Annotated in this window: 17 protein-coding genes and 1 riboswitch; of the genes, 9 read left to right on the top strand and 8 right to left on the bottom strand. The window is 45.2% G+C overall.

Annotated features, from left to right (window positions below; all coding sequences use genetic code 11):
* Positions 1-32 precede the first annotated feature (32 nt).
* The 5 genes from C1N53_RS02940 to C1N53_RS02920 form a co-directional block, all read right to left on the bottom strand.
* Positions 33-1,283: a homoserine dehydrogenase gene (locus tag C1N53_RS02940; RefSeq protein WP_137757905.1), complete on the bottom strand. Its 1,251-nt coding sequence runs from the start codon at positions 1,281-1,283 to the stop codon at positions 33-35.
* Positions 1,264-2,322: a homoserine O-acetyltransferase gene (gene metX, locus C1N53_RS02935; protein ID WP_137757904.1), complete on the bottom strand. Its 1,059-nt coding sequence runs from the start codon at positions 2,320-2,322 to the stop codon at positions 1,264-1,266. Before metX ends, C1N53_RS02940 begins: the two co-directional genes overlap by 20 nt.
* A 9-nt stretch (positions 2,323-2,331) precedes the next feature.
* Positions 2,332-3,660, bottom strand: coding sequence for an O-acetylhomoserine aminocarboxypropyltransferase/cysteine synthase family protein (locus tag C1N53_RS02930; protein ID WP_137757903.1), 1,329 nt, complete (start codon positions 3,658-3,660; stop codon positions 2,332-2,334).
* Between the two features lie 265 nt (positions 3,661-3,925).
* Positions 3,926-4,035: riboswitch (SAM riboswitch) on the bottom strand.
* Positions 4,036-4,279: 244 nt separating this feature from the next.
* Entirely contained in the window at positions 4,280-4,750 is a 471-nt protein-coding gene (locus C1N53_RS02925) for a hypothetical protein (RefSeq protein WP_137757902.1), read from the bottom strand.
* Between the two features lie 282 nt (positions 4,751-5,032).
* Positions 5,033-5,413, bottom strand: coding sequence for a hypothetical protein (locus C1N53_RS02920; protein ID WP_137757901.1), 381 nt, complete (start codon positions 5,411-5,413; stop codon positions 5,033-5,035).
* 214 nt (positions 5,414-5,627) lie between these two features.
* On the opposite strand from C1N53_RS02920, the gene C1N53_RS02915 reads away from it, so the two are divergent.
* Complete coding sequence (locus tag C1N53_RS02915; RefSeq protein WP_137757900.1) at positions 5,628-7,091, top strand: potassium/proton antiporter; 1,464 nt, start codon at positions 5,628-5,630, stop codon at positions 7,089-7,091.
* A 43-nt stretch (positions 7,092-7,134) separates the two neighbouring features.
* Here C1N53_RS02915 and C1N53_RS02910 read toward each other — a convergent pair whose 3' ends face one another.
* Together C1N53_RS02910 and C1N53_RS02905 are read right to left on the bottom strand one after the other, a co-directional pair.
* Complete coding sequence (locus C1N53_RS02910; protein WP_137757899.1) at positions 7,135-7,953, bottom strand: universal stress protein; 819 nt, start codon at positions 7,951-7,953, stop codon at positions 7,135-7,137.
* A gap of 396 nt (positions 7,954-8,349) precedes the next feature.
* Positions 8,350-10,149, bottom strand: a complete 1,800-nt coding sequence (locus tag C1N53_RS02905; RefSeq protein ID WP_137757898.1) for a TrkH family potassium uptake protein — start codon at positions 10,147-10,149, stop codon at positions 8,350-8,352.
* A 669-nt stretch (positions 10,150-10,818) separates the two neighbouring features.
* Here C1N53_RS02905 and C1N53_RS02900 point away from each other — a divergent pair.
* From C1N53_RS02900 to C1N53_RS02880, 5 genes are all read left to right on the top strand, one after another.
* Complete coding sequence (locus tag C1N53_RS02900; RefSeq protein WP_137757897.1) at positions 10,819-11,766, top strand: phosphoribosylaminoimidazolesuccinocarboxamide synthase; 948 nt, start codon at positions 10,819-10,821, stop codon at positions 11,764-11,766.
* Between the two features lie 54 nt (positions 11,767-11,820).
* Entirely contained in the window at positions 11,821-12,198 is a 378-nt protein-coding gene (locus tag C1N53_RS02895; protein WP_137757896.1) for an STAS domain-containing protein, read from the top strand.
* Positions 12,199-12,213: 15 nt separating this feature from the next.
* On the top strand, positions 12,214-13,131 hold the full coding sequence (locus C1N53_RS02890) for a ribonuclease Z (protein ID WP_137757895.1): 918 nt from the start codon (positions 12,214-12,216) through the stop codon (positions 13,129-13,131).
* Between the two features lie 192 nt (positions 13,132-13,323).
* Positions 13,324-14,445 (top strand): hypothetical protein, encoded by a 1,122-nt coding sequence (locus C1N53_RS02885; protein ID WP_137757894.1) that lies wholly within the window; start codon positions 13,324-13,326, stop codon positions 14,443-14,445.
* Positions 14,446-14,549: 104 nt separating this feature from the next.
* A complete protein-coding gene (locus C1N53_RS02880) occupies positions 14,550-15,050 on the top strand; it encodes a ferritin-like domain-containing protein (RefSeq protein WP_137757893.1) in 501 nt (166 codons plus the stop codon).
* A 79-nt stretch (positions 15,051-15,129) separates the two neighbouring features.
* Here C1N53_RS02880 and C1N53_RS02875 read toward each other — a convergent pair whose 3' ends face one another.
* Positions 15,130-16,146 carry a universal stress protein gene (locus C1N53_RS02875; RefSeq protein WP_137757892.1) on the bottom strand — a complete coding sequence of 339 codons (1,017 nt, stop codon included), beginning with the start codon at positions 16,144-16,146 and terminating at the stop codon, positions 15,130-15,132.
* Positions 16,147-16,410: 264 nt separating this feature from the next.
* Here C1N53_RS02875 and C1N53_RS02870 point away from each other — a divergent pair, with 264 nt between their 5' ends.
* The 3 genes from C1N53_RS02870 (at position 16,411) to C1N53_RS02860 (ending at position 21,350) form a co-directional block, all read left to right on the top strand.
* Positions 16,411-17,754 carry a rhodanese-like domain-containing protein gene (locus C1N53_RS02870; RefSeq protein ID WP_137757891.1) on the top strand — a complete coding sequence of 448 codons (1,344 nt, stop codon included), beginning with the start codon at positions 16,411-16,413 and terminating at the stop codon, positions 17,752-17,754.
* Positions 17,755-17,954: 200 nt separating this feature from the next.
* Positions 17,955-18,731: a family 16 glycosylhydrolase gene (locus C1N53_RS02865; protein WP_240773365.1), complete on the top strand. Its 777-nt coding sequence runs from the start codon at positions 17,955-17,957 to the stop codon at positions 18,729-18,731.
* A gap of 381 nt (positions 18,732-19,112) precedes the next feature.
* The gene (locus C1N53_RS02860) at positions 19,113-21,350 is read left to right on the top strand and encodes a GAF domain-containing protein (protein ID WP_137757889.1); all 2,238 of its coding nucleotides are present in this window, start codon (positions 19,113-19,115) and stop codon (positions 21,348-21,350) included.
* Positions 21,351-21,360: the final 10 nt, after the last annotated feature.

The following is a 21,360-nucleotide window of genomic DNA, read 5'->3' as shown; positions in this document are numbered from 1 at the left end:
TATTGTTTTACAATATCTTACATTTAAAACACCTATACAACAGAAGCTACGTCAAGAGGTATAATCTTGGAAAAATCCTCAACATTGATTTCAGCAGGAATTTCAGCCACAAATATTTCCTTCTCCTCCAGTTCAGGCTGGTATACTTCCATATCTTTCTGCTTGATCTGGCCAACCACAATCGACTCCTCCCCTGTCTCCAGCGCCGACTCGATGATTAACCATGGAAGTTTTACCAGAGCAGCAAGTTTGGCTCGCACATAAATTCTTACAGGGGCTTCTTTATCGAGTGCAGGCGACTGATTTTGCAGCAGTTTAGCATAAGTATAACGATAACCGGTTAAAGCTGCGGCAACATCGGCCCATACCGCAGAACCGGTGGGATGGCTTCCGGCCCCTCGTCCTTTCAGCAATTGTTTCCCGGCAAAAGCAGGCTCTACTTCAACAGCGTTAAACTCTGCATTTACATGATACAGCTCTCGCTGCTGTGGCACAAACGTAGGCAAGACCTGTAATACCAGTTTACCACCCGCACTCCATCTGGCTGTCCCGACTAATTTAATAACGGCACCAACCTCCCCGGCCAGTGCGATGTCATCTTTTGTTATATGCTGAATCCCGAATCGTAGCACCTCATTCGGATGCACGAAAACACCAAAAGCGTGCGCAGCTACAATACATAGTTTGTTCAGCGCATCTATTCCCTGTACGTCAAGCGAAGGATCGGCTTCGGCAAAACCCAGTTCCTGCGCCTGCGCCAGCGCTTCGCCATAACTCAGGCCTCCCGAAGCAAGCTTATGCAGAATGTAATTAGAGGAGCCATTCAATATACCGCTTACTTCCTGTAGCGGCTCCGTACCATAGTAAGCCTCCAGCATCCTGATAATGGGTATACTGCCGCACACAGAAGCCTCGTAAAGCAAAACACCCCCGTGCTCCTGCTGCAGCTTTACCAGTTCAGGAAGGTGTTCGGCTACCATCTTTTTATTTGCTGATACAACTGTTTTACCAGCCAGCAGTGCTTGTTTTACCAGCTCATATGCCTCATCGGCATTGCTGATGAGCTCTACAAGCACATCAATCCGGTTGTCTGTTAAGAGCTCCTGCGGATCGAAAGTAAAAACAGATGCAGGTAAAGCACGTGGCTTTTGCCTGTCTTTCACACATATCTTTACGATTTCCAGGCCAAGTTCTTCACAAGCTTCTACAACATCGTATAAGCCCTGCCCAACACAGCCAAAACCGAAAACACCTATCTTTTTATCAGCAAATCTGCTTTTCATAGTTTAGTACTGCCGCTGTTTCGTGTTTATAAAAGTTTATAATGGCTTGTGATATCTGGTCAGTCTCTACTAAAAATCCGTCGTGCCCGTAGCAGGACTTTACTGCAGCAAAGTCGGAACCTGGCACATGTTCATGCAGAAACCGCTGCTCTTCTATCGGGAACAGCACATCACTTTCCACGCCTATAAACAAGCATCTGGCTTTCAGGTGCGCTAAGGCTTTCTGAATACCACCACGATCACGGCCGACATTATGTGAATCCATGGCTTTAGACAGTAGCCAGTACGTATAGGCGTTAAAGCGTTTTGCCAGCTTTTCGCCCTGGTACACCTGGTAAGTGGCTGCCCTGTAGTTATCGGTAATACTGTTGCCCGGCTCCTGCTGCGTATTCTCGTAGCACACGTAATGCCTGTAGGAAAGCATAGCGATGGCCCGCGCAGTTTTCAATCCTTCCTGTCCGGCAGTCTCGGTGTCGGTGTTCCAGGTCTGGTCCTGGCGAATGGCCATGCGCTGTGTTTCGTTAAAGGCGATGCCCCAGGCAGAGTGGCGTGCATTAGATGCCACATGCACCAGGTGCTGAAAAAGCTCTGGCTTCTGAATAGCCCACTCCAGCGCCTGCTGCCCACCCAGAGAGCCGCCCAACAAAGTATGAATCTGCTCCAGCTCCAGTTCCTGGCGCAGCAGATCAAAGGAATTTACAATATCGCGATTGGTAAGCTGGGGAAAGGTGTGGTAATAAGGTTGCTGCGTTTCCGGGTTAATAGAAAGCGGCCCGGTAGAGCCATAGCAACCACCCAGTGTATTGGCACAGATCACAAACCATTCGGCCGGATCATATACTTTTCCTGCTCCGAACAAGCCTTCCCACCACTCATAAAAATCGGAGTTGCCTGTAAGTGCATGGCATACCCAGATTACATTACTGCGGGTACTGTTAAGGGTTCCAAATGTGGAATAGTTGAGCACGAAGCCCGGAAGCGTAGCTCCGGACTCCAGCACAAACTCTTTGTTATAATGATATGTTAAATTTGTCGGCATTCTATTGTATTAGTCCAGAACAGCTTCTGCCTGTTTATCGAAAACTTTGGCAAAAGCCTGTTGAAAATCTGCTTTTATATCGTCTATGTGTTCTATACCTGCTGAAACGCGCAGCAGGGTTGGATCGACTCCTGCCCCCAACTGCTCTTCTGCCGAAAGCTGCTGGTGTGTGGTAGAGGCCGGATGAATGATCAGCGTTTTTGCGTCGCCTACGTTGGCCAGGTGGCTGATCAGTTCAAGGCTGTTTACAAATTTCTCGGCATGTTCTTTCTCTCCTTTCAGCTTAAACGAAAACACTCCGCCAAAACCACGCTTCAGGTATTTCTGGGCCAGCGCATGGTATTTACTGGAGGGCAAGCCTGGATAATTCACACTTTCCACCTCTTCCTGCTGTTCCAGCCAGGTAGCTAGTTCCAGCGCATTCTGCACGGTTCTGTCAACCCGCAGCGAAAGCGTTTCCAAACCCTGCAGCAGCAGGAATGAGTTAAACGGACTTAGTGCAGGTCCGAAATCGCGTAAACCTTCTACCCTGGCCCTGATGGCAAAGGCGATGTTTCCGAATGGCCCATCAGCTCCGAATACTTCCCAAAAGTTTAACCCATGGTACCCTTCCGCCGGTTCAGAAAACTGCGGAAACTTTCCGTTGCCCCAGTTAAAATTGCCTCCATCCACAATGACACCGCCAATGCTGGTACCGTGGCCGCCAATCCACTTTGTAGCAGATTCCACCACCACATGAGCGCCATGCTCCAAGGGGCGGAACAGGTAACCACCGGCACCGAAGGTGTTGTCTACAATCAGCGGCAGGTCGTATTTATTTGCCAGTGCTGCTACGGCTTCAAAATCCGGAATATTAAATCGCGGATTGCCAATCGTTTCCAAATAAATGGCTTTGGTGTTTTCATCGATCAGCTTTTCGTAGCTCTCGATCTCGTCGTTGGCAGCGAAACGGGCCTCTATGCCCAAACGCTTGAAAGAAACTTTAAACTGGTTGTAGGTACCGCCATACAGAAAGCTGGTCGACACAAAATTATCGCCAGCCTGTAGTATATTATGAAGTGCCAGAAACTGAGCGGCCTGTCCCGAAGCTACGGCAACGGCGGCTGCCCCACCCTCCAAAGCAGCAATGCGCTTTTCGAACACATCGGTTGTCGGGTTCATTATGCGGGTATAGATATTGCCAAACTCCTTCAATGCAAACAGATTGGCTCCGTGTTCTGCATTTTTAAACACATAGGAAGTAGTCTGGTATATAGGCACAGCACGTGACTGTGTGGTGGGGTCTACCTCCTGGCCAGCATGAAGCTGTAATGTTTCGAAACGAAATTCTTTTGACATGATGCTGTTATTTAATGATTTACAAAATTGTTCAGATAAGTTTATGCGTAAGCAGGTAAGGCTAGTATGGCCTGACTGCCGGCTAATTCAAAAAAGAAGCGGTCAGATCGTTATAAACAACAGCAGCAGGTAGAAAAGAAGATGCTGCCGCGCATAGACATCATGTCTGAGGCGTAAAAAAGAGGCTGCGACAAATTCCTTGTCGTTACAGATAATGCGAAATGTACGTGTGTTTGCTTGATTCCCTTTTTCATAAAATAGTATCAATTTATATTCATCCGGCACTTTGCCGGAATCAGGAATTAGCACCTTTACCTCGGTAGTTAGGTTGCTAGAGTTTCACAGAGCCTGTCTCTCCACTCTTCTGTATAAATCAACATCCGTAAGGGATAATTGACTTGATGCTACAATACTAGTTGCTGTTTTTTACAAAAACAAATTTCTTGTCTCTTTTTTGTAAAAACGGCAGTATTTACCTCGATTGGGTACGATGGCTTCATACGGATATGTGTTTGTAAAAGTTTGATTATGGATATAAAACACTTACCCATGCTTTACCTACAAACAAAAAAGGCACAAGGTATATAGTACCCTGTGCCTTCCTGAAATCGTGCTGATGCTATAGCAAAGAACTGATAACAGCTTTCCATTTCTCTGCCAGTTTCAGCTCTTCACCGAAGATCATACTTTCTTCGAGGCTATAGAACGGCAGGGCTTTATCCGGCTGCTTTGGGCTTACAGGAGAAAAGACCAGTTTAACGCTTTCAATAATTTTGCTATCGCCCGAATCCCGGCTGATTTTCTCTACACTGCACTGCCTCACCTCCCTTAGGTCTACGAATATTACCTGATCCTGATTTTCGCTTTTGTGTGTATAAAGCAGTTGCTTCTTCTCTTTATCCAGGCCTATGGCATAAGAAGGGCTCCAGAAGTCATATTCTGTAATTCTGAGTTGTTGTTTTTCTGCCTGCAAGAGTAAATCGTTCAGCAGCTTTCTGGCTTTCTTTTTCTGCGCCAGCTGCATATAAAAAACTGGCACGATGATCAATGCCAGGCATAGGGTGCCTATTATAATTGTTCCTGAATCCATTGTTAAACTGAGTAAATCTTTAAAAAAACGCCATGGCACCAGGTGCTGAAACCAACCCTTGAACTGCATGACTATTGAATTGAAATTTCTTTGTATTGATTGTGAAGCGCAGGATGCTGCCAGAAGGCAGTGCCCTGCTTTTACTGCCCCGGTAAAGCCATTACAAATTTTAAGACCTGACGCAATATTTTAAGGCCAGCAGCCTAAGCGTGCAGCCAGACCATGAACATGCCTGAAATGAAAATGAATTTACCTGCGAAGGCAGCAGGTTGCACAAAGCATTTACCAGAAATAATGGAAAGGAAAAATGATATCGCTGCCCGACAGGCTGAGGCTGAACCGTTTCGATTGAAACAAATACTGCATTGCCTGGCACTGCATCGTGTGCTCAAGTGCATGCGAAAGGTTTAAAAGATAATTTGAATGTCCTTTAGAGACAGGTACAGGCAAATTGTCTCCCGTGCTGACATAGTCCCAACCGGACTTGTGCAGCAACTGCGATTTTGTTTGCTCCCCCTGAAAAACATGCGGATGCCCTTCTTCCTGCTCTAAAGCCAAAGACGCAGCCGGTGTTGCAGGCATGCCCATTCCTTCTCCAATACCCGCAAAGGCGAGCATCAAAGCGAAAAGGAGCAGCACAGCAGATTTTAAAGGGCTATTCATGCTGCAAAAATACAGTTTATAAACCAAAGCAAAGATACCAGCACCCTATATTTTTTTAAAGCCACATGCAAGCTGAATGTTTAGGAAATTATTATTTCCCATTTGAAATGTATGCCCCGTTTGGCTGAAAGACCGTACTACAGCAAAAATGATTATCTTGTAAAAAAGACAGGGCTACTCCGCTTTTTGCTCATTAACTAGGCTTAAAAGCTATATGACAGCATTTTCTACGGAAGACATTTTGCTCGCCTCCTCTATCCTGTTGATGGTTAGCATTATTATCAGCAGAAGCTTAGGGAAATTTGGCATTCCAGCGCTTGTGTTGTTTTTAGGCGTCGGTATACTGGCCGGTTCCGAGGGAATAGGAGGAATTTACTTTAACGACTCTCAGTCAGCGCAATCTCTGGGCACCATTGCCCTTACTATTATCCTTTTTTCAGGTGGTTTGGATACCCGCTGGGAAAGTACACGACCTGTTCTATGGCGTGGTGTAATGCTATCTACGTTTGGGGTGTTTATTACCGCTATACTGGTAGGACTGTTTGCATACTGGTTTCTGAATTTCAGTTTACTGGAAGGGCTTTTACTCGGAGCCATTGTTTCCTCTACCGATGCTGCTGCCGTTTTTTCCATTCTTCGTTCAAAAAACATCGGCCTTAAAAACAACCTTCGCCCCACCTTAGAATTAGAGTCGGGCAGCAACGACCCAATGGCTTATTTCTTAACGGTTAGTTTTACATTTCTTATCGCCAACCCAGGAGCTAGCATTTGGCAGTTGGTTCCGATGTTTTTCATACAGATGGTGCTGGGAGCTTTGATAGGTTTGCTAATGGGCAGGTTTATGACCTTAACCATTAACCGTATCCGGCTGGAGCAGGAGGGGCTATATCCAGCCATGACCCTGGCAATGGTTTTCTTCACCTATGCCTTCACTAATGTGATTGGCGGCAACGGCTTTTTAGCTATATACATTGCTGCAGTTATCTTGGGCAACAGCCGATACCTTCATAAAGGAAGCCTTACACGATTCTACGATGGCCTGGCCTGGCTCATGCAAATCCTGATGTTCTTAACGCTAGGCCTGCTGGTTTTCCCTTCTCAAATTTTACCGGTTATAGGTATTGGCATACTCATCTCTCTGTTCCTGATTTTTGTTGCACGCCCGCTGAGCGTCTTTATCGGCCTGTCGTTCTTCCGCACTACACTTCAGGAAAAGCTTTATGTGTCTTGGGTAGGACTCAGAGGTGCTGTGCCGATTGTTTTTGCAACTTATCCCTTGCTGGCAGGTGTAGAAAGATCAGATATGATTTTTAACATCGTTTTCTTTATTGTTCTAACCTCCGTTATGCTACAGGGGACTACTCTGAGCCTGGTAGCTAAATGGCTGAATTTAGACCAAAAAAGCGAAAGCCTGCGACGCATCCGGCTGGGTGAAGACATGGGCTACGATACTATGAGCACGCTTGTAGAAATAAAACTTGCAGATGGCAGTCCTGCCGCTGGCAAATCGCTGCTTCAGTTGCACCTTCCTAAAGTTTCGCTGGTGGTTTTGATTGATCGGCAGGGGAAATTTATTACTCCAAATGGCTCAACAGTACTGGAAGCAGGAGACAAGCTTATGGTGTTGATGGAACATGAGAAAGAACTTGAAAATGTTCAGCGAGTCTTGAACGGCTAGCGTTATTCATACTTGGAAGCTCTACAATTTTACTCAGTTGCTTTCAGGGCAGTACCAGCAAGGGTATTTCACCCTGATAAACCAGTTCATTTACCAGAAACTTCCTAAAAAGCTGATCAACAAACAGCCTAGAGCCCTTCTGTAAAACTAACAGTTCTTCATTTTTGTTTAAAACCATGGCTCGCATGTCTTCAAAAGCATTTTTATCGTGATAAATAGCATGTTGTGTTGGGCAAATTGCGCTAAACCGCCAGCTAAGCTTTTCCAGTTCTTCCGCTACACTGGCTGTGTCTTCGTTGCCCTTAGCTAAATGAAAGAAAATGATCATATCGACGTGACCAGGGATAAACTGCATTAATTTTTCTAAAGCTGAAATATTCAGAGGATGCTTATCGCTAACGGCGATGAATAGCTTTCTGGGAGAAAAGTAAGGTATATTTTTTGGTATTGCGGCCACAAGGGCATTTGCATTTTCAATAACATCAATGGCAACACTACCCATAAACAGCTGCTTCAGGAGACCTGTACCTTTAAGACTTAGGAATATCAACTGGTCATATGGCTCAGCCACAAGTTTTGCCAAAGTGTACTTTAAATCTGTTTCCACCACTGATAATTGCACCTCCTCGTTGTCAGGAACGTTGGAATGGATAAGAGCTTTTAGCTTTTGAAATGCCCTAGTCCTGGCATGCATGGCAATTGATGCCCTGGTTGTACTGTCGGCCATGGCAGGGGCTACTACAGCAACCTGGTGCAGTAACAGGAGCTTAGCTTCTGCCTGCCTGGACCAATTGTAGGCATAACGTACCATATTATCAGAATAATCAGAAAAATCGATCAATACAATAAATCGCTTGTCCATGTCTTTCCTTTTTAGTTGCCAACATTTATCTTCAATTCTAATGGTTTTAATTCAGTCGAGCCCCGGCCGGATAAACGGCAGCCCCTGACTGCAAAAAATGAGGTATCACGCCAGCTATAACTTCTACCAGCCGCACTTGGTAGCTATCGCCATTAAAAGGCGACAAACGCTACATGCAAAGCACTCAACAACATTCTTCTTAATTACCCTATCATTTAGTCGCCGGCAACTGTTCCAGCATTATAGAAACCAAAATACTCTTTTAACAATATGTAATTGCTATTACTCTTGATTAGCTAGCAACGTTTTAAGATCAGGACACCTTCTGCATCAATCGTTTAAAATTAGCTTTATAAAATATAAAAACCATATTATTTAACATAATAATTACACTATTTAACCGACTACCACATTTGTTATCGGGTATTTATAGGTGGCGTGCATTTGGCGTGCACTCAGAGCCAGTGCCAGAGTGAGCGTACCCACTCTACCCATGTACATCGAAAGCATAATTACACATTTACCCATATCGGAGAGCCCGGCTGTAATTCCTGTGCTTAAGCCCGTAGTTGAAAAGGCTGATACCTGTTCAAACGCCAGCACAAGTACACTAAACTGAGCATCCGTTAATGTTAGAATAAAAATAAAAAAGAAATTAGCTAAAGCAGCGAACGTAAAAACAGAAAAAGCTTTATAAGCAACTACATGAGGAATGGTTCTACGACCGATTTGTATAGTAGGCCTGTTCCGAATAGTAGAGGCTACAGCAAACAAAATAACTACAAAAGTTGTAGTTTTAATACCACCCCCTGTAGAGCCTGGCGAAGCACCTATGAACATCAGAAAAATAAAAAGCATCAGGCAAGGAACTGACAAAGCTGAGATATCTACGGTATTGAAGCCTGATGACCGTGTTGTAACTGACTGGAAAAACGCAGTAGTCAGCCCCCCTACTAAACCATGCCCTGAAAGGGTATTATAATATTCCAGCAAAAAGAATACAATTGTACCAAATACAAGTAACACAGTTGAAGAATAAATTGTAATTCGGGAGAGTGTCTTCCATTTTTTCCAGGGTTTTCGAATACGATCACGTACATTGGCAGGAGAAAACACATCGACAATAGTAGGCACACCAAGCCCGCCTACTATAACCAAACTGGCAACAATCAGGTGAAGCGCGTAAGAATTTTGAACAGGTGGTGTATAAAGTCCTTCCGGGAAAAGAGAAAAGCCGGCATTACAAAAAGCAGTAACTGCATGAAAAACAGAAAAAAAAAGTTTGGAACCGATATTGGGGAAGTATACCTCATCTCCCCAAGTTAAATAAATGAAAACAGCTCCTAGCCCCTCAATTATTAAGGTGAACAAAAGGAGCTTGCGCATCAGGCTACCTGAAGTATAAACAGATTCACCCTCTACCAATTCATGCACAGCTATCTGGTGTTTAATACCAATGCCTTGGCGCATTAAAGATGCAATAAAAGTAGCAAACGTAAGCATACCTAAGCCGCCTAGCTGCACCAGTATCAGAATTACTACCTGTCCTGAAAAAGTGAAATAACTGCCCACGTCAACCACGGCAAGCCCAGTGATGCAGGAGGAGCTAATGGCCATAAATAACGCATCTATAAATCTGATTCCCTCCGGAGAATGACTCATTTTAGGCAACATTAGAAGCGTGGTACCTGCTAGGATCAGCAGAAGGAAACTAAGCAGAAAAGTAGTGGTAGTTCTCAGTTGCACAGCCCGCAGGTAAATCCTTGTTGCCAACAACTCTACAAGCGCCAGAAGCAGCATGTAAAGCGACACCAGCACCCTATACAGTTCTACAGAAAGAGGAATACCAATACCTTCAAATAAAAAGTATAGAATAGGAAAGCGGAAAATATACGTGCAGCATACATGCAGCAGGATGATTCCCATCAACAGTCCTTCAAACCAGGTGCTACGTATAAACTTGCTTCTCTCAAAGCTGTAAAGCATTCTCAGAAAATATATGACGACAAATGCAACCATTATACCGTCTATCAGCTGGTAGATCAAGCTGAGTGCCTCCAGTTTTTTCTCTACGCCATGTGCATACAGCAACAGACCTACTGCCAATAATGTAAGTACATAGGTAGTACGTCTTAAAGTTTTATATACTAGAATTTTACTACCATACAAGGCTCTATTCAAAGATTCTCTGTCCATACACATCCAATTATTCTTTACAAATGCTTCGATCTGTAATATAATACACTGCTCACCCTGCAGATAAAATTCATATTAATCCAACTCCAAATCCCGGATCAGAATTATGCTCTCTCTGTTTCAGGCTTTATAGTCAAGCCTATTGATCTATTCCTAACAACATAGCACAAGCTTCTTGCAAAGGTAAGGTAGTAACAACCCTAAGCTATTTTTTTATAAATGTGAATAGCAGATAGAATACTATTCAACCCATAGCTGGGACATGTTGTATGGCAAAGATGTGATATAAAGCGTGGAATGGCAAATACAAGAGACTACCAGCTACAGCCTTAGTTTGTCCGGCTCCTGCAACAGCCTGCAAAGAATGAACCTCATACCTGCTTATAAGAAGCAACCGTACAAAACGCGAGTATGGGTAATTTATACTGGCACCTTGCGTTTAATACAAAACAAAGTATATACATCAGCGCTTATATTCTGAATAATATGCAAACTATAGGCTCTATAGTATAAAACTAATTTCAACTACCAATGTATATACGCTTATCCTAAGCAGCCTGTAACAGGCAGAAAATAATGTAGTCGGGCTGCCTTAGAAACAAACATTATAAAAATTTCCAGACCTCTAAAATATAACTAACTTTGCTCGCCTATAAACCTGACATATTAATGGAGGCCATAAAAGAAACCAACTTCTCTTTTGCCAATCAAACTGGCTTTTATAGAGGCAAAGTTCGCGACGTATATTATTTTGAGGACAGACTGGCTGTTGTAGCAACAGACCGCATTTCCGCATTTGATGTTGTACTGCCACGCCCTATACCTTATAAAGGACAAGTACTCAACCAGATTGCCAGCCTGTTTTTAACGGCAACCGCCGACATTGTTCCGAATTGGGTGATAGCCACACCAGATCCCAGTGTAACAATAGGGTACCGTTGCGAACCCTTTAAAGTAGAGATGGTAATCAGAGGCTACCTTGCCGGCCATGCGTGGCGCGAGTATAAAGCTGGTAAACGCACTTTGTGTGGTGTAAGCCTGCCCGATGGCTTACGGGAAAACGATAAGCTTCCTGAACCCATTATCACTCCTACCACAAAGGCAGATGAGGGCCATGATGAAGACATCTCCAGAGAAGAAATTTTAGCCAAAAAAATTGTTTCCGAAGAAGATTATCTTAAATTAGAGGATTATACCCGTTCTTTGTTTGCACGCGGTACAGCCCTGGCTAAAGAACAAGGCCTTATTCTGGTAGACACAAAGTATGAGTTTGGCAAGTACAATGGCCAGATTTATCTTATTGATGAAATCCATACACCTGATTCTTCTCGTTATTTCTACAGCGAAGGCTATGCTGAACGACAGGAAAAAGGAGAACCGCAACGACAACTTTCTAAAGAGTTTGTTCGTCAGTGGCTCATTGAAAACGGATTTCAGGGTAAAGAGGGACAAACGGTTCCTGAAATGACAGACGATGTAGTACAACAGATTTCTGAGCGCTATATCGAGCTTTTTGGCATGGTTACAGGCCAGAAATTTGAAAAAATGAATTATAACGAAGTGCTCAAACGCATTGAGCAGAATGTGGAGAAAACAATTTTTAGCCTAAAAGGTTAGACTTATTAGCGTAAAATTTGGTACATTCGCGTTTAAATCCTTAATGGTAGATCTATGAAGTACACGATTGATAAGAAAGAAAATTATACCACTATCACGATAGATGAAAAGAAGTTAGATACTTCTATTGCTCCTGACCTGAAGTCTGAGTTTGTGAAATTGAATGCAGAAGGAATTACTAACCTGATCCTGGATCTTAACAACGTTAAATACACAGATTCTTCTGGCCTAAGCTCTATTCTGATAGCGAACAGGCTTTGCAACTCGTCTAACGGACTTCTGATCCTTACAGGTTTACAGGATCATGTGATGAAACTGGTAACAATATCTAAATTAGAGTCTGTTTTAAACATTCTGCCTACTGTAGAAGAAGCGATTGACCGCGTTTTTCTGCACGAGATTGAGCAGGACTTGACTAAAAAAGAAGACTAAGCTTATTGTTTGCCTGTGGATTTCGAACTCAGGATACTTGGCAGTTCGTCGGCCACACCCTCGGCAAACAGGCATCATACAGCCCAGGTTTTAACCATCGGCAATCAGTACCATCTAATTGATTGCGGAGAAGGCACACAAATGCAGCTGATGCTTTATAAGATAAAGCATCAGCGCATTTGTAATATATACATCAGCCACCTGCACGGCGACCATTACTTTGGCCTGGCCGGATTGCTTTCCACCATGCATTTGCAGGGCAGGCACCTCCCCCTCCACCTTTTCGGCCCACCCGGCCTTTCCGAAATCTTAAGTCTGCAGTTTAAGTACTCCGGCACCAACCTGTGTTTTCAACTCATCTTTCACGAGCTGGATACCACCTGCTACAAAAAGATATTCGAGGATAAACAAATAACCGTGCATACCTTGCCCATGGAGCATCGGGTACCCTGCTGTGGTTTTCTTTTCCGGGAAAAGCAGAAGCCGCGATCCCTCCTGAAAGAAAAACTCCCCCCCTTTCTTACTCCCCCTCAGCTTGTGCGCCTAAAATGGGGAGAAGATGTTCTGGACGAGCAGGGGAACATACTGGTACAGCATAAAGAGGTAACAACCGGGCCCAAACGCAGCCGCAGCTATGCCTATTGCTCAGACAGCCGCTATAAGCCGGACCTGCTCCCTTACCTCAAAAACGTTGACTTGCTTTACCACGAGGCCACTTTTACACACGACCTGCAGGAAAGGGCTACGTTCACCTTTCATAGTACCGCCAGGCAAGCAGCAGAGATGGCCTGTGCCGCCCAGGTGCGCCAGCTCCTGATCGGGCACTTTTCGGTGCGCTACAAAGACCTGACGCCACTTTTAGCCGAAGCCCAGGCTTTATTCCCTAAAACTGACCTGGCCATGGAAGGTAATATTTTCTGTGTCCGCGACTAAGGCTATTCAGAAGCGCCGCCTTCATTTTCAAAATAAAACTATTTTTTTTAGCCATCAATCTTAAATACTAATTAATTTAGCAGTTTGTAAACTTGCCTGCCTTGCATAAAGCAGCCGTTACACAAAATTTAAATTTACCGTAAGGTCCATTACCAGCCTTTGCTGATACTACCGGAAGTGAACTAACATGCTATGTCATTACCAGAACCGAATTCTTTTTTTAAGCAGAAACGCAGCTTCTCTGACGTAAAACAGCATCTTTTAAGCGCTTACTTAGAAACCTGGTTCACCACTTATTTAGCAGAAGCTCCCGAACCCCAGGGAATTCGCTATATTGATTTACAAACAGACGATGCCACTGATGCCCTGAATACGCCTACGGCTTTTGACGCACTGGCCCAATGTCTTGCAAAAAAGGAGAAGCTCCGGGAAATACTAAGCCTGCACCTGCATCACCCCGATCAGGCTGTACTGCAGAAGCAGCTGGAGCTTTTGCAAACTTCACCTGCTTTCCGGTTACTTCACGCTGTTCCTGCTGCCTTGGTAGAAGAAGAAAGCCGGCAGGAATTCTTAAACGCACTGCCCGATGCGCCCGCACTCCTGGTCATGGATCCGTTTCGTAATCCGTTTGCGCTGGAAACTTTGCAGCAGGCCCTGCCTCAGGCTGCAGCAGATATACTGATGCTCTTTTCGCCTGAAAGCATGCACAAAGCATTAAGCGCCAGGAAAAGCAGTCCGGCTCTGGCGGCCCTGTTGGGAACACGACTGCAGAAGATACAGGATTTGTTAAAAAAAGAAAAAAGCAAAGCCAGGAAGCAGGAGTTTATGGCGGAACAACTCAGGCAGGTTATGCAGCATGCAGGCAGGTTTACGCTCCTGCTCCAGGTAAACTTACCCGATGCCAGCCAGGCAGATCATTTCATACTGTTTGCTACGCGGCACAAACAGGCATATAAAAGCTTTAAAGCTATTTTACAGGAGTACAGCGATTACCAGCCAGATGGCGTACTTTCCTTTAAGGCTAACCAGGGCTCGCCACAGCTTGTGCTTTTCCAGGACCAGCATCTGTATTCGCTGCACAACCTGGTAGCCTCGCTGGCACAGGCCGGAGCGCAGTTTAAGTATAAATCGGTGGAAAAGATTTACGAAGAGCATCACCTGGGCACGAACTATACCAAAGAAAATTACCTTGCTGCTTTCGAAGAATTAAGAAGAGCAGATAAAGTAGAGCTGCTCAACCCTAAAACATTACAGGCTATCAGAAAACCCACTTATGCCTCTGTTGTAAAATACAAGCTAATAGCTTCAGGTTAAGCCAACGCTCGCTCAACTAATTTAGCGGGCTAACTAACACTTCCGGAGGGTAGCCGTATAGTTTAGCAAAGTATAGTATGTTTTAACCTAACAACAATAAAACTATGGCTAAGTTAAAGAACCTGGAAGAACTCTTTCATCATGAACTGAAAGATTTATATAGCGCTGAAAAACAATTAATTGAAGCACTACCTAAAATGGCAAAAAAAGCAGCTGATCCGAAATTAAGAGAAGCCTTTGAAAGCCACCTGGAGGAAACGAAAGTACAGAAGGAACGCCTGGAGCAGGTATGTGAAAAACTCGGCATCAGCCCTGGCCGCATGAAGTGCAAGGCAATGGAAGGCCTGATTGCAGAAGGCGAAGAAATGATTGATGAAAATGCCAGTCCTGAAACAAAAGATGCTGGTCTGATCGCCTGCGCACAACGCATCGAGCACTATGAGATATCCGGCTACGGTACTGCAGCTCAGTTTGCCGAAAGCCTGGGCCATAGCGATGCTCACAAACTGCTAAGCGAAACTCTGAAAGAAGAAAAAGACACAGATTCCAAGCTGAACAAGCTGGCTAAAGCCTCTATCAATAAAAAAGCAATGAAGGAAGAGTAAACCTTTTCAATTCTTGCAAAACAGAAGAGCCTTCTCTTAGCCGGAGAAGGCTCTTCTGTTTTAAACCGTTTACAGAAGGTTACCAGGCAAAGGCCGCAAAAGGCTCCGCCTCTTCCGCTTCTTCGCTAGTGGCCTCTCTTGCTTCGGAAGCCGGAAGCGTAAGCAAAGGAAAAGCAGAACTGGCTGTCATCTTCTCTGTCACGCTTTTGTTCAACAACCTGTCCAGCCAGTTATGGCGCTGCGGACTCAGGATAAGCAGATCGGCCTGTTGTTCCTGCACAAAGGCTTGTATTCCCTCCGGCACGTTTTCCTTTTGCTTCAGCACGACCTGATACGCAAGGTCACGCAGTTGCCTGTCCAGCACATCCAGGGCCAGAGATGTCTTTTTAAGCTCTGCCAGCTGGTCTTGGTGCTTGTAAAGGTGCAATACCTGTAGCTTTGGATTATAAGCCCTTACAAAGTCATGCAGCTTACGCAGCACAAACAGATCAGGCTGCCTGCTCAGGTCTGAGGCAAACACAACTGACCTTAACCCTCTGAACCTGGCTCCCTTAGGTATACCCATTACCGGAATCCTGCTGTTGCGCATAACAGAAAGTGTGGTGCTTCCTATCAGTGCCTGGCTCAGGGCATCGTGGCCCTGCATTCCCATTATCACCAGGTCGGCACTATAAGCAGTAGCAGCACTTAAAATCTGCTCAAAGATAGCTCCCATTTTAGCAACACAGGTGATGTTTACTGCCTGCAGGCTAACCGGTTCATGGATTTCTTCGATGGTGTGATAACCGCTTTTACTCACCTGCTGCGAAGGATCTACGGCCAGGTAGCTTCCGCCAGTTGAGTAGTAATCCAACACCACATCGGAAGAAACCGCCTGCTGCACTTCTTTTACATATTCCTCCAGTTCCAAAGCCTTACCCCGTTCCAGTTCAGGTATCAGCGAAGGAATCTCATAAGCTGCCGGTGGAGACATCACAGGAAAGAAAGCGTGGAAAACAATCATTTTCGCAGGAGTTGCCTTTGCCATATCTAAAGCGTACAGCAAGGCGTTGGTGGCATCCTGCGAAAAATCGGTAGGTACAAAAAGAGTTTTCATGGTAACTGTGCTTTAATGTTTCTGAATAGCCGTTTCGGAACTGGCGGCTGGTTAACAAGTCAAAGCTAATTTTTCAAATGCTGAAAAAAGATGACGAACATCCACAGAAAGTATGATATTTGTCAGGATCATATTTTTCTCCTGTGTGACCAATGTCACGGAACAGGTTTGGGCATATCCCTATCTTTGTTGTGCTGATGTCTGATAGCTTGTTTGAGGCTTGCACAGGCATCTTAACCAAAGAAGAGTTAAACGAGTTAGAACATGAAAATAGAACAGTTCGAGGATAAAGGCTTAGCGCATTTTTCCTATGCCATCCTTAGCGAAACCACCCGGCAGATTATACTGGTTGATCCGGCCCGCAACCCAGCACCTTACTTTGCTTTTGCAGACGCTAACCAGGCGACAATAACTGGTGTGATAGAAACGCACCCGCATGCCGATTTTGTGAGTTCTCACCTCGAAATACACCACAGAACCGGAGCCACCCTATACGTCAGCAAATTAGTTGGAGCAGATTACCCGCACCAGCCTTTCGACGATGGCGATGCCATAGAATTGGGAGAGGTAAAACTTAAGTGTTTATTTACACCCGGCCACTCCCCCGATGGCATTAGCATTGTAGCAGCATCAGATGGCAAGGCTGTAGCCGTATTTACCGGAGACACCTTATTTATAGGCGACGTTGGCAGGCCTGATCTGCGGGAAAATGCAGGTAATATGACTGCCAAACGGGAAGAACTGGCCAGGCAGCTGTATAAAAGTACCCGTGAAAAACTTATGACGCTGCAGGATGAGGTGCTGGTGTATCCGGCACACGGAGCAGGCTCTTTGTGCGGTAAAGCACTCAGCCAGGCCAACAGCAGCACTATTGGAGCAGAAAAGCTAGGCAATTACGCCCTGCAGGCGATGCCCGAGGAGGCTTTTGTAAAAATGATTACAGAAGACCAGCCTTTTATTCCGAAATATTTTGCCTACGATGTAGCCCTGAACAAAAATGGAGCACCCGCCTACGCCGCAAGTATTGCAGTTGTAGAAAGGCTTCCCGACAACTTTCAGCCAACCGACACGAATGTTTTGATAGTTGATGCCCGCAACCAGCATAGCTTTAAAAAAGGCCACCTAAAAGGTGCTCTTAATATTCAGAATGGAGCAAAGTTTGAAACCTGGTTAGGGAGCATTATAGGCCCTGAAGAAAACTTTTACCTGTTGGCAGCCGATGAGAAAACTTTAGATGATCTGATTGCCAAAGCAGCTAAGATAGGTTATGAGAGCAAGATAAAAGGAGCCTTTGTGTGGGATGCGGAGGCCGAAGCAAGCAGCCCGCTAATAGACCTCGAAAAATTTAAGGCTGATCCGGCACAGTACACGATCATAGACATCCGGAATGCTCCCGAAGTTGCCGAAGCGTCTTTCTTTAAACAAGCCATGCACATCCCTCTGCCGGAGTTAAGGGAAAGAGCACAGGAAGTCCCCCTGGACAAGCCGATAGTGGTACATTGCGCAGGAGGTTACCGTTCGGCAGCAGGCAGCAGCATACTTGAAAAAGCTTTGCCCAAGGCCACTGTACTGGATTTAAGCGAAGCTGTTACTTCTTTCCAAAACTAGCACTTCCTGTCCGTAGCAAGCCGCCACTGCTTCACTTACTTAAAGTGCAGCAGTGGCGGCTTGCTATAACCTATGGCTTGCATTACAGGCAGGTGTTCCGGTAGTTAAACTATTCTCCTGCGCATAGTGTATGCTTATCAACAGACAACTACGGCATGTTGCTTTTTCTTCACTTTATTTTTTTCATTCTATTACACATCATGACAGGCACTGAACACGCAGCGGCACCACGCCTGCTATGGAGCGACGAGTTTGACTACCGTGGCGCACCTGACAAAAGGCGCTGGACCAACGACCTGGGAGATGGCTGCCCGAAAGTATGCGGCTGGGGAAACGGCGAACTGCAATACTATACTAAAAGCATTCAGAATGTCAGGCTAAAAGACCATAAGCTGATTATTGAGGCCCGGCAGCAGCAAAGAAAAAACAGCCGGTTTACATCAGCCAGACTAAAAACCCAGGGACTTGCCGCCTGGCAATTCGGTTATATAGAGGTCCGGGCCAAATTACCGGCCGGAAGAGGTACATGGCCCGCCATCTGGATGCTGCCCGAAAACTTTAACCACGACTCTCTGCCCGACGGCGAAATCGATATTATGGAACACGTGGGACATGATCCGGGAGTTGTACATGGCACGCTGCATTATGCCGGAGAAAACCTGCAGTCGGGTGGCAGCATACATGTACCTGACTTCGATACCTCCTTTCACCGCTACGGCATTAACTGGACAGCCGACAAAATAGAGTATTACCTCGATGGCGAGCTTTATCATGTATTCGAAAATAATATTCAGGCGGGTACTAATCCTTTTCACCAACGCTACTACCTGCTTCTTAACGTGGCGGTAGGAGGCGGCTGGGGCGGTCGGGAGGGCATCGATCCCGCTGTATGGCCGCAGCGCCTGGAAATAGATTATGTGCGGGTATATGAGCCTTTGGTAACAGCTGCACAGAAACAATATATGTTTGGTAAGTAATCTGAAAGCGTTTTACTAAAAAGACAGCTTCATTGCTTTTAAAGGAGTGTAATTGTCCGTATTTTTGTCAACTTGTTGTTATACCTTCAGAATCCAAATCAAGCGTATGGCTTTCCCTGTTATACCTTTGTATTCAGTGAATAGCAGGTTAAACGGCATTTGATCTGCCATTGCAAATTTCTGCATTTTTCAGTATAAACTCTTAACGTATACTACGTATACGTGGGAGTTATCAGGAGCAGGAGCGGCATGGCAATAAACGATAAGGCTTGTAAAACAAGTTGCTACGCCCGGAATACGTTTCAGAAGATACTATATTACAGGATGCTGCAGGGGTAAACCACAACGTGTTCTGGTTATTACGCGAACATTTAACAGAACATGCAGAACTACAAAAACATCACTGTAGATCTTACTAATTGCGATAAAGAGCCTATCCATATTATAGGCAGAGTGCAGCCACATGGCTTCCTGATGGTCCTCCACAAAACTACCCTCACCATTGAGCAGGTAAGTGAAAACGTAGGGCTTTATTTAGAATCAGACGTAGAAGATCTGCTGGGAAAATCTCTACACGCTATCATTTCGGCAGAAGAAATGCATACCCTCGAAAGGGTTTTCACCAGCCGGATTTATATGAACCCGCTGTTACTTCACCTGAGAGAAAGAGCTTTTTTCGGCTTTATATATGAATCTGCCGATAAATACATCCTGGAATGCGAGCCCTATTCCAGCGATTCCGATAAAGTAAGGTTACAGCAAAACTGTTATTATTCCCATCTTCAAAGCGAGTTGAACAACCTTAGCTCGCAGGAAGAACTCGCTAAATTAATTACAGATTATGTGCAGGCGCTGCTCGATTACGACCGTGTGATGCTGTATATGTTTGATCAGGAGTGGAATGGAGAGGTAATTGCAGAAACGGTTAAACCTGGAGTACATTCCTTTCTGCACCATCATTTCCCGGCCAGCGACATACCTGCTCCGGCCCGGGCACTGTTACTCAGGAAGCATGTTCGCCAGATACCTGATATTAATGCTGCAGCGGTTGATATAGTGCCTTACTTTAACCCCACTTCTGGAAAACCGACTAACATTATACAGTCGGAGTTGCGAAATCCTTCTGAAATACACCTGGAATACCTGCGCAACATGCAGGTTGGAGCCACCCTCTCCGTATCTATCATTGTAAAAGGCAAACTCTGGGGGCTGATCACCTGCCATAACCTCAGCCCGGTGTTTATAGATTCGTGGAAGCGGGAAATGTGCCTTTTAGCAGCAAAGGCATTAGCAAACATGATCCCTTCTATAGAAGAGACAAGAGATTTCAATCAATTTGAAGCGTATAAGGCTACTGAGGCGAAACTGATTGACCAACTCTATAACACCGGTGAAATAACACGAGGCCTTTTTGAAAGTGAAACCAACCTGCTCTCCTTAGCGTCCTGTACTGGGGCCGCTATGTTTTACGCCGGAAAAATCAGTTTGAAAGGAGCTACGCCTACCGCAGAACAGGTACAGGAACTGATCGGCTGGGTTACAGAAAACGCCACTGATTCTATTTTCCATACCCGTGAACTATCCCGCCAGTTCGGGCAGGCCCGGCCTTACAAAGACGTAGCCAGTGGTTTACTTGCACTGGAAATTTCGAAGCCTCACAAAGAGTATATTCTGCTGTTTAAGCCAGAGATAAAAGAAACCAAGATATGGGCGGGCAAGCCGGATAAGGTTTATACAGGTGATGATATGCGTATTCATCCCCGTAAATCATTTGCCAACTGGCAGGAAGTGGTAAAAGGAAAATCACAGCCCTGGAGCCTGAACGAACTGGATATAGCCCAATTGTTCTTAAAAGACTTACAGGCTTTCAGGCTTCATAGCCAGGCCGCATCGCTGCAACGACTCAACACAGAGCTGCAGGAAACCACCGATGACCTGAAGCAAAAGAATGCCCGTTTAGAAGATTTTGCCCAGATTATAGCCCATAACCTGCGTTCCCCGATGAACAACATCCGGGGCTTGTACGAACTCTATCAGATTACTCCGGACGAGGAAACCTGCGGTGAGGTAATGGACCGGGTGAATACAATGGCGGGTAATATGTTGGATACCATCCAGGACTTATACGATATTCTGCATACCACCCTGAATCAGAACCTGGCCCAGGATGAGGTTCTGCTGGAGGAACTGGTTAAGAAGGAAATCCAGAACCTGACGGCTGTTATAGCTGCTACAGAAGCTGATATAAAGCTCGAATTGCAAGCTCCGAAGCTATACATCCCCAAGGTATACATGGAAAGTATTGTGCATAACCTGCTTTCTAATGCACTAAAATATAGTGCTGCTGACAGAAAACCTGTCATACAGGTGAAGTCATCTACTGAGAATGGCCTGTTTATTTTTTCTGTTGAAGATAATGGTTTAGGCCTGGACCTCGAAAAAGTAGGCTCCAAGCTTTTTGGCTTATACAAAACATTCCACGTTAACAAAGACTCTAAAGGCCTGGGCTTATACCTGACCAAACTACAGGTAGAGTCGCTGGGGGGCAGCATTCTAGTAAATAGCACCGTTGATGCAGGAACAAAGTTTACGGTTATACTTGGTACCCCTGCGAATTAATAAATACTTA

The sequence above is a fragment of the Pontibacter sp. SGAir0037 genome (assembly GCF_005491705.1).
GTDB lineage: Bacteria > Bacteroidota > Bacteroidia > Cytophagales > Hymenobacteraceae > Pontibacter.
The sequence above is the reverse complement of the archived record's forward strand: the minus strand, read 5'-3'. Positions and strand labels throughout refer to the sequence as shown.

Excerpts from the sequence above, each read along its gene's own strand:
- C1N53_RS02940 (WP_137757905.1), bottom strand. The coding sequence starts at position 1,283 with ATGAAAAGCAGATTTGCTGATAAAAAGATAGGTGTTTTCGGTTTTGGC.
- metX (WP_137757904.1), bottom strand. The coding sequence starts at position 2,322 with ATGCCGACAAATTTAACATATCATTATAACAAAGAGTTTGTGCTGGAG.
- C1N53_RS02930 (WP_137757903.1), bottom strand. The coding sequence starts at position 3,660 with ATGTCAAAAGAATTTCGTTTCGAAACATTACAGCTTCATGCTGGCCAG.
- C1N53_RS02925 (WP_137757902.1), bottom strand. The coding sequence starts at position 4,750 with ATGGATTCAGGAACAATTATAATAGGCACCCTATGCCTGGCATTGATC.
- C1N53_RS02920 (WP_137757901.1), bottom strand. The coding sequence starts at position 5,413 with ATGAATAGCCCTTTAAAATCTGCTGTGCTGCTCCTTTTCGCTTTGATG.
- C1N53_RS02915 (WP_137757900.1), top strand. The coding sequence starts at position 5,628 with ATGACAGCATTTTCTACGGAAGACATTTTGCTCGCCTCCTCTATCCTG.
- C1N53_RS02910 (WP_137757899.1), bottom strand. The coding sequence starts at position 7,953 with ATGGACAAGCGATTTATTGTATTGATCGATTTTTCTGATTATTCTGAT.
- C1N53_RS02905 (WP_137757898.1), bottom strand. The coding sequence starts at position 10,149 with ATGGACAGAGAATCTTTGAATAGAGCCTTGTATGGTAGTAAAATTCTA.
- C1N53_RS02900 (WP_137757897.1), top strand. The coding sequence starts at position 10,819 with ATGGAGGCCATAAAAGAAACCAACTTCTCTTTTGCCAATCAAACTGGC.
- C1N53_RS02895 (WP_137757896.1), top strand. The coding sequence starts at position 11,821 with ATGAAGTACACGATTGATAAGAAAGAAAATTATACCACTATCACGATA.
- C1N53_RS02885 (WP_137757894.1), top strand. The coding sequence starts at position 13,324 with ATGTCATTACCAGAACCGAATTCTTTTTTTAAGCAGAAACGCAGCTTC.
- C1N53_RS02880 (WP_137757893.1), top strand. The coding sequence starts at position 14,550 with ATGGCTAAGTTAAAGAACCTGGAAGAACTCTTTCATCATGAACTGAAA.
- C1N53_RS02875 (WP_137757892.1), bottom strand. The coding sequence starts at position 16,146 with ATGAAAACTCTTTTTGTACCTACCGATTTTTCGCAGGATGCCACCAAC.
- C1N53_RS02870 (WP_137757891.1), top strand. The coding sequence starts at position 16,411 with ATGAAAATAGAACAGTTCGAGGATAAAGGCTTAGCGCATTTTTCCTAT.
- C1N53_RS02865 (WP_240773365.1), top strand. The coding sequence starts at position 17,955 with ATGACAGGCACTGAACACGCAGCGGCACCACGCCTGCTATGGAGCGAC.
- C1N53_RS02860 (WP_137757889.1), top strand. The coding sequence starts at position 19,113 with ATGCAGAACTACAAAAACATCACTGTAGATCTTACTAATTGCGATAAA.